9 protein-coding genes and 1 pseudogene are annotated in these 7,003 nt (G+C 69.0%); 3 read left to right on the top strand and 7 right to left on the bottom strand.

Going from position 1 to position 7,003, the window contains the following annotated elements; translation table 11 throughout:
* Together ABNT58_RS09450 and ABNT58_RS09445 are read right to left on the bottom strand one after the other, a co-directional pair.
* On the bottom strand, positions 1-560 hold a 560-nt coding region (locus ABNT58_RS09450; protein WP_348753234.1), incomplete at its 3' end, for a multicopper oxidase domain-containing protein.
* A 332-nt stretch (positions 561-892) separates the two neighbouring features.
* On the bottom strand, positions 893-1,189 hold the full coding sequence (locus ABNT58_RS09445) for a hypothetical protein (RefSeq protein ID WP_348753233.1): 297 nt from the start codon (positions 1,187-1,189) through the stop codon (positions 893-895).
* Between the two features lie 149 nt (positions 1,190-1,338).
* Here ABNT58_RS09445 and ABNT58_RS09440 point away from each other — a divergent pair, with 149 nt between their 5' ends.
* The 3 genes from ABNT58_RS09440 to ABNT58_RS09430 all read left to right on the top strand — a co-directional run bounded on the left by ABNT58_RS09440 (position 1,339) and on the right by ABNT58_RS09430 (position 2,576).
* A complete protein-coding gene (locus ABNT58_RS09440) occupies positions 1,339-1,980 on the top strand; it encodes a glutathione S-transferase family protein (RefSeq protein ID WP_348753235.1) in 642 nt (213 codons plus the stop codon).
* Positions 1,981-2,041: 61 nt separating this feature from the next.
* Complete coding sequence (locus ABNT58_RS09435; protein WP_348753232.1) at positions 2,042-2,326, top strand: BrnT family toxin; 285 nt, start codon at positions 2,042-2,044, stop codon at positions 2,324-2,326.
* The gene (locus ABNT58_RS09430; RefSeq protein WP_348753231.1) at positions 2,295-2,576 is read left to right on the top strand and encodes a BrnA antitoxin family protein; all 282 of its coding nucleotides are present in this window, start codon (positions 2,295-2,297) and stop codon (positions 2,574-2,576) included. The genes ABNT58_RS09435 and ABNT58_RS09430 overlap by 32 nt, the downstream gene beginning before the upstream one ends.
* A gap of 47 nt (positions 2,577-2,623) precedes the next feature.
* Here the strand turns inward: ABNT58_RS09430 and ABNT58_RS09425 are convergent, their stop codons facing one another.
* From ABNT58_RS09425 to ABNT58_RS09405, 5 genes and pseudogenes are all read right to left on the bottom strand, one after another.
* Positions 2,624-3,505, bottom strand: a complete 882-nt coding sequence (locus tag ABNT58_RS09425; RefSeq protein ID WP_348753230.1) for a hypothetical protein — start codon at positions 3,503-3,505, stop codon at positions 2,624-2,626.
* A gap of 43 nt (positions 3,506-3,548) precedes the next feature.
* On the bottom strand, positions 3,549-3,923 hold the full coding sequence (locus ABNT58_RS09420) for a DnaJ family domain-containing protein (RefSeq protein WP_348753229.1): 375 nt from the start codon (positions 3,921-3,923) through the stop codon (positions 3,549-3,551).
* 14 nt (positions 3,924-3,937) lie between these two features.
* Complete coding sequence (locus ABNT58_RS09415; RefSeq protein WP_348753228.1) at positions 3,938-5,293, bottom strand: tetratricopeptide repeat protein; 1,356 nt, start codon at positions 5,291-5,293, stop codon at positions 3,938-3,940.
* A 28-nt stretch (positions 5,294-5,321) separates the two neighbouring features.
* Positions 5,322-6,716, bottom strand: a complete 1,395-nt coding sequence (locus ABNT58_RS09410; RefSeq protein WP_348753227.1) for an amidase — start codon at positions 6,714-6,716, stop codon at positions 5,322-5,324.
* A pseudogene (locus ABNT58_RS09405) lies at positions 6,713-7,003 on the bottom strand (ABC transporter substrate-binding protein); the annotation flags it as partial. The pseudogene ABNT58_RS09405 and the gene ABNT58_RS09410, both read right to left, overlap by 4 nt.

Raw genomic sequence — 7,003 nt, 5'->3', positions numbered from 1 at the left:
GCCAAACCCGCGTACACGTTCAGCCGGGTCAAACCCAATGAGTGATCGTGGAACCACAAATGGCAAGCCTCTTGCCGGTGCGTGTACTGATAAGCCTTGGTTTGCCCTGGAAAAAACACATCTTCAGGATGGCCGTCGGACGATGCAGCCACCACGGCACCATGCATGTGCACCGTGGTGCGCGGCGCCGTGGCATCCGTGGCCCGGGCGCCGTGCACGGCCGTGCTGATGTTGTCGGCCAACGGGTGAGGCCCGAGCGAATTGGCAAAGCGGATGGTTTGTGGCGTGCCGGCCATGGCCTCGACCACCGGGCCTCCATAGGGCACGCCGCCGTAGCCCCAGGTGCGTGTCAAGGGCAGCCAGGGATGAAACCGGTGCCAGCCCTCGGCGGCGGGCAAAGTGAGGTTGCCCGTGACAATGCCCGGCCTGGGCAATTCCTGCAAATAACGCGGCAACAGCGAAACGCTGGAACGCACCGGTTGGGTGGTCGCCAAACCACCTGCCAATGCCACTGCAGCCCCCCCGCGCAAAACGGCCCTGCGCCCGATACCTTTTTTCATGCCTTCCTCCGTTGGTGGTGACAGATAAGACGAGGCGTGCCGCAGGGCTACTCACTTTCAATCGAGGCGAAAGGCGCGACAAGGCACGTTCAATTCGTGCAACATTTATTACTTCTAATATTAAGTGATAAATTGACGACTCGTCAGCTGACGCCGGCACCGGAGCCCATGGCGTGACCGAGTCCACACCCTCATCGGCGCTTGAACAACACGCCGACGGGCGTGAGCAAGGTTGACGCGGGTTCGCCACGCAGCGCGCGCGAGCGTCAGGGGCCGTTTCTTGACGGCGCCCGTAGCCCAGGGGGCGAACGGGCGTCGAGGTGGCCAGGCCGTCAGCGCACCACAGCGCCCACCGCGGCCAACCCCGCCACCACCCCCAACCCCACCGCCACGCCCCAGGCCCTGATGGCCTGCCGCCGCACCGCGCCGGCCGGCAGTGGCCGGCGGTGCAGCTGCAGGCAGATGCCCGAGGCCGTACCGCAGGCCACCAGCAGCAGCGCCATCACCAGCCCGGCGACCCCGCCGATGCCTTGGCGCAGCATCAGGCCGGCGACGCTGCCCAGCAGCGCGCCCAGCGCAAAGGAGCCGGCGGCGGGGTGTTGGCTGAGGCGCAGGGCAAGGCGGTTCATGGCGGGCGGGGTCATCCAGCGGGGTGGCGTGGGAGGGAGTCCAAATTGTCCCGACGCGTTCCGCGCCCCCATGCCCGCATCAGCGCCGTGAACACCGGCTAACCTTGCGGCCCGCCGGCGTGTGGCCCGGTGCGTTGGAGCCGATGTCCATGATTCGCCTGCACTACTACCCCGGCAATGCCAGCATGGCGCCCCATATCCTGCTGCAGGAACTGGGCGTGCCCTTCGAGCTGGTGCGGGTGGACCGCGAGGCCGCCGCGCACAAGTCGGCCGCGTACCTGAAGCTCAACCCGAACGGGCTGATTCCGGTGCTGGAAGACGGCGACCAGGTGCTGTACGAGACGGCGGCCATCCTGCTGCACCTGGCCGACACGCACCCCGAGGCGGTGCTGGCGCCCGGCGTGGGCACGCCGGAGCGGGCCCAGTACTACAAGTGGATGCTGTGGCTCAGCAACACGCTGCAGGCCATGCTCATTCACTACTTCTACCCCGACCGCATGGCCGACGACGCGACCGGCGCCGCCGCGGTCAAGGCCCATGCCGAAGCCGCCATCGGCCGCATGCTCGACCAGCTGGACGCCCAACTGGCCACGCACCAGGGGCCGTGGCTGCTGGGCACCGACTACAGCGCCGCCGATGCGCTGGCCTTCGTGCTGTGCCGCTGGACCCGCGGCTTCGCCCGCCCCGCCCGCAGCCTGCCGCAGCTGGGCGCCTACCTGCAGCGCATGCTGGCGCGGCCGGCGGTGCAGAAGGTGTTTGCGGTGGAGCAGCCGGCGATGCCGGCGGTGTGATCATGAATCACGCGGGCGGGCCAAGGCTGGGGCACAGTTTTTTGTACATACAATCTATGCTGTGCGGATCACCTACGACCCTGCGAAGAACGATCGCAACGTCCGTCTTCGCGGACTGAGCTTTGACACAGTTGCCCACTTCAACTTCGACTCCGCTGTGTTCGCCGTCGATGACCGGAAGGACCACCCGGAGACAAGGTTTGTTGCTCTGGGCCTTCTCGGAGATCGAGTCCATGTTCTCTGCTTCACGGAAACCAGCGACGGCATTCGAGTGATCAGCTTCCGCAAGGCCAACCCCAGAGAGGTAAAGCGTTATGACCAAGCGCGTTCCACTGACTCGCCCTGACGGCGAGGTGCGTGAGCTGAAATCGCAGGACATCCCGAACTTCGCGCCGGTCTCTTCCTTGCCCGCCGCGCTGCAACGAAAGCTCGGTGTTCGCGGACGGCAGAAGGCGCCTACCAAGGAGCGGATCACCATTCGCCTGTCTCGCGACGTGTTGGAACGCTTTCGCGCAACCGGTGACGGGTGGCAGTCGCGCATGGACGATGCGCTGCAAGACTGGCTCAAGCAGCACAAGCGCCGCTCCGCCCAGTGAGGCTGAATCGCGCGTGCAACCTGGTGGTTAGGCAGGCAGGCTGACCTTCAGGTGCGCCGACCCGCAACCAACCTGAGCATGCAAAGCCCGGCGAGCCAGAGCGCCATCACCTGGGGTTCCGGCACCGCCGCCACATCGCCGTCGCGTACGGCGAGCGCATAGAACTGCACCACCTCTGCATTGCCGGCAGGCGGCACGTCCGTGATGACTTGCACTTGCAAGCCGTCATAGAACCGGAAGGCGAACGCACCCGCCTCGCCAAACACGCTGGTAGAAGTGCCTGACCAGTAGACCAATGGCCGGCCACCGCTGAGGTTGACGAAAGGCGTGGTGTTCAGGGGCAAGCTCTGCGACTCGTTGGCGACGTTGAAAAGCCCGTTGTAGAACAGATGGGCCAGTTCACTGGCCGTGCTGCCGGGGTGCTTGGACCCCGGCGCCGAGATGTTGTAGCCCAGGTCGCTGCTGCCATCGTAGACCGGGCTGGCCAGGTTGAACGTGCTGCCGTTGACGGGCGCCACCGTTGGCAAACGCCAATCGCTGTAGGTGACGCCGCGCACGCTGTCGAAGTAGCTCAGTTCAGCCGCCCAGGTCACGGCCTGCTGCCAGGTCATCAGGCCGTCCGCATCGGCCCCGCTGGTCCTGGCGAACTTGGCGTCCTGCAGCCAGGTGACGTTGAGGACCTCGTCATAGACAAGGCCGCCGCCTCGATCGTGCAGCGTCGGAATCACGGAGGCTTGGGCAACACCCCCCAGCGCGGCACACGCCATCGCGGTTGAGGTCAGACGCCAGAGTCGAATCATGTGAGTGAGTCCCGGTGAAGACAGCAGGGACCGCCCGCCATTCAACGAATGGCACTGCCACTGGCGCCCCGGCGAGAGCTTGCCCAAGCCGTCGAGGATCCGCATCGTTGTTTTGAAGGAGGCCGCCATCGCGCCGGGTGAGCGACGGTGCCTCCGTGGCCAGAAGGCGCCCCTACAAACTCCGCGTCCGCGCCAGCCGCTCGATGCGCACCTGGATCAGTAGTTGCCGCTCGGCGATGCGGCGGCGCAGAGCCTCGGCCTCCGGGCCGCCGGGCGGCAGGCGTGTCAGCTCGTCACGCCAGGCCTGAAGCTCTTGCATCAGGCCCACTTCGGTGGGCACGTTGCCCGAGTTCTTGAGCAGCTTGAAGGCCATGCGCAGCTCCTGCGGCACCTGGGCGTCGCCGGTGTCGGGCAGCGGCTTGCCCCAGGCGGGGCTGGCGCGCAGCTCGGCGCTGTCGGCACGCAGGGCTTCGCCGATGCGCTCGTCGAGGCTGCGCAGTTCGGCCTCGCGCTCGGCCTGGGTGGGCTTGGGGGGCTGCGGCTTCATGGATTGGCCCCTTGTCAGGCCAGGCGGCGCAGCGCGCGTTCCGACAGGCCCAGCCGGCCGGCCCAGTGGCGCGTCATCGGCGTGGGGGCCTTGGCCAGCAGGCGTTCATGCAGCACCGCGCGGCCGATGGCGCGGGCCTCGCTCTGCTCGCCGCCCGGTGCATCGGCGGCGGCGGCCAGCAGGCTCAGGTCGATCAGGTCGCGCTGCGCATGGCTGCCGCCGAAGCGGGCCGCGCCTTCGCGCAGCGCATACAGCGCCAGCGCGGCGCCGGCCGCGTCGCCGCGGGTGTGGGCGAGCAGCGCGCGCATCAGCGGCAGGCCGATTTCGCGCGCCATCGTGTGGTTGCTGCGGCGCGCGTCTTCGGCCGACAGCGCCCGCTCGGCGCAGCGGGCCAGCCAGGCTTCGGCGCGGCCCACTTCACCCGCGCCCAGAAGGGCCATCACCGCATGCACGTCGTTGAAGGCGTAGTGACCGGCGGCGCCGTCAGCGGTGGGCCAGCCTTCGGCCAGCGCCTGCCAGCGGGGGCCCAGCTCGGCGCCCAGCAGCTGCAGGCGCCACAGCAGTGAAGCGGCGTCCAGCCGCTGCAGCGTGATCTGCAGCGCATCGCCGGCCAGGTGTGCGTCCACCAGGCGCAGCGCGCCGGCCAGGTCCAGCGCTTCCAGCCTGAAGAGGGCCGCATGCCACCACAGGTGACCGGCGAAGCCGTTGCCTTCTGCCCATTGCGGCTGCTGCTGGCGCAGCCAGGCGGCGCCATCGTCGAAGCGGCCCTGCATCTCCATCACATGGGCCACCGCGTGCACGGCCCAGGGCGTGCGCGGGTCGAGTGCCAGCGCGCGGCGGCCGGCTTCTTCGGCCTGCGGGTACAGGTGGCACTCTTCCAGGCCGAAGGCATGCAGCGCCAGCACCTGCGGGTACAGCGGGTCATGCTCGTCCCATTCGGGCAGGGCACGGGCCACGCGCTGGCGCAGGTTGAGCGCATCGCCGCGGTAGAAGTCCCACAGGTGCGCCCACTGCAGCGCCAGCGCATCGCGCGGGTGGGCCAGCAGCAGCTCGTCCCAGGCCTTGCAGGCGGCCTGCCAGCGGCCTTCCAGCAGCATGCGCACGGCGGCGGCATGGGCACGTTCGCGCGGCGGGGCGTCCGCTTCCAGCGCAGCGGCGTCATCCAGCAGCTGGGCCGCTTCGGCCGCCATGCCGGGTTCGGTCAGGCTCAGCAGGTAGCCGGCCTTCATCAACCGCGGCAACAGCCAGGCGGAGTCGTGGGCGATGGCCTCGTCCAGGTCGGCCAGCGGCGCGTCGTAGAAGCTCATCATGCGCCACAGCGCCTGCTGCGCCGCCGCCAGTGCCGGCTGCGACGACGTACCGGTCAACAAGCCTCGATCGTCGTGCAACGGCATGGAATCAAGCCCCCGGTGGATGCGGCCAGGGCCGTTGTGCGCCGCGCTGCTGCTCGTACCAGCGCGCGGCCTGCAACACGCCCAGGTCGTCGTGGCGGCGGCCGGCGATCTGCAGCCCGATGGGCAGCCCGCCAGCGGTGTAGCCGCAGTTGATGGACAGCGCCGGCTGCTCGCTCATGTTGTAGGGCAGCGTGAAGGCGATGTGCTCGAAAGGCCGCGCCGGGTCGTTCAGCGGGCTGGCCTGCTCGGCCGGAAAAGCCGGCATCGGGCTCACCGGCGACAGCACGAAGTCATACGGCTGGCAGGCGGCCACGGCCGCATCGCGCAGCGCGCCCATCTGGCTGTAGCCATGGAACACCTGCGGCCCGGTGAGGCCGGCGCCGCCTTCCACCCAGGCGCGGATGTAGGGCAGCACCAGGCGCTGGCGCTCGGGCGGCAGGGCCTGGTAGTCGAGCCATGAGCGCATGCGCCAGAAGCCGTCCAGCCCATCGACCATCGCGCGGGTGCTGATGGGCGCCAGCGGCTCCACCACCGCGCGCGCCTGCTCGAACACACGCGCCGCGGCCTGCACCGCGGCGGCCACTTCGGGCTGCACCGCATCGCCCCAGCCGGCATCCATCATCAGGCCGATGCGCTTGCCTTGTATAGACAAGTCGAGCTGCTGCCAGGCGATGGACTGCGCGGGCAGGCTCATCGCATCGCGCCAGTCGGGCCGGGCCAGCGCGGCCATCATCAGCGCGGCGTCTTCCACGCTGCGGGTCATCGGGCCGGCCACGCGGCCGGCATAAGGCGGGTTGATCGGCACACGCCCCAGGCTGGGCTTGAAGCCCACCACGCCGCACCAGCCCGCCGGCAGGCGGATGGAGCCGCCGATGTCGGTGCCGATGTGCAGCGGCCCGTAGCCCGCAGCAGCCGCCGCGCCGGCACCGGCTGAAGAGCCGCCCGGGTTCAGCCGCAGGTCCCAGGGGTTGCGGGTGAGCGGATGAAAGCTCGACAGGCCCGACGACAACATGCCCCAGTCGGGCATTGTGGTCTTGCCCAGGAACACGCAGCCGGCCTCGCGCAGGCGGGCGGCCGGCGGGGCGTCGGCAGCGGCGGGCTTCAGCTCGGTGGCGGCGCTGCCCATCGGCTGCGGCACGCCGCGGGTGGCGATGTTTTCCTTGATGGTGCAGGGCACGCCGTCCAGCGCCGACAGCGGCTGGCCGCTGCGCCAGCGCTGCTCGCTCTCGCGCGCCATCTGCAGCGCCACTTCGGGGTCGTGCGCGTACAAGGCCTTGAGCTGCGGCTCCCAGCGCTGGATGTGGTCCAGCACCGCCCGCGTGGCTTCCACGGGTGAGGCCTGCCCGCTGCGGTACAGCGCGGCCAGCGCCGCCGCGCCCAGTTCATGCAGCGCCGTCATTGCCACCGCCAGCTGGCCAGGTCGTTGGCGAAGATGGGGGAGTTGGGCCACACGCCCTTGAGCGCCTTCTTCGACACCGCCACGTTCTGCGGATTGAACAGGTACACGTTGACCGCATCGGTGGCCAGCTGGCGCTGCAGGTCGGCGAAGAGCTTTTGCTTGTCTTTCGCGTTGGTGGTGGAGGCGTGCTTGTTGGCCAGCTCGCGGAAGGCGGCGCTGTCGTAGCCCCAGTAGTACTGCGGGTTGGTGTACTGCAGGTAGTCCAGCGGCTCGGCGTGGTTGACGAT

The sequence above is a fragment of the uncultured Aquincola sp. genome (assembly GCF_964001545.1).
In the GTDB taxonomy this organism is placed as follows: domain Bacteria; phylum Pseudomonadota; class Gammaproteobacteria; order Burkholderiales; family Burkholderiaceae_C; genus Aquincola.
Note: the sequence above shows the minus strand (reverse complement) of the source record. Positions and strands in the feature narration are given on the sequence as shown.

What these genes read in the sequence shown, in the direction of transcription:
- ABNT58_RS09445 (WP_348753233.1), bottom strand. Translation starts at nt 1,189, where the DNA reads ATGAACCGCCTTGCCCTGCGCCTCAGCCAACACCCCGCCGCCGGCTCC.
- ABNT58_RS09440 (WP_348753235.1), top strand. Translation starts at nt 1,339, where the DNA reads ATGATTCGCCTGCACTACTACCCCGGCAATGCCAGCATGGCGCCCCAT.
- ABNT58_RS09430 (WP_348753231.1), top strand. Translation starts at nt 2,295, where the DNA reads ATGACCAAGCGCGTTCCACTGACTCGCCCTGACGGCGAGGTGCGTGAG.
- ABNT58_RS09425 (WP_348753230.1), bottom strand. Translation starts at nt 3,505, where the DNA reads ATGGCGGCCTCCTTCAAAACAACGATGCGGATCCTCGACGGCTTGGGC.
- ABNT58_RS09420 (WP_348753229.1), bottom strand. Translation starts at nt 3,923, where the DNA reads ATGAAGCCGCAGCCCCCCAAGCCCACCCAGGCCGAGCGCGAGGCCGAA.
- ABNT58_RS09410 (WP_348753227.1), bottom strand. Translation starts at nt 6,716, where the DNA reads ATGACGGCGCTGCATGAACTGGGCGCGGCGGCGCTGGCCGCGCTGTAC.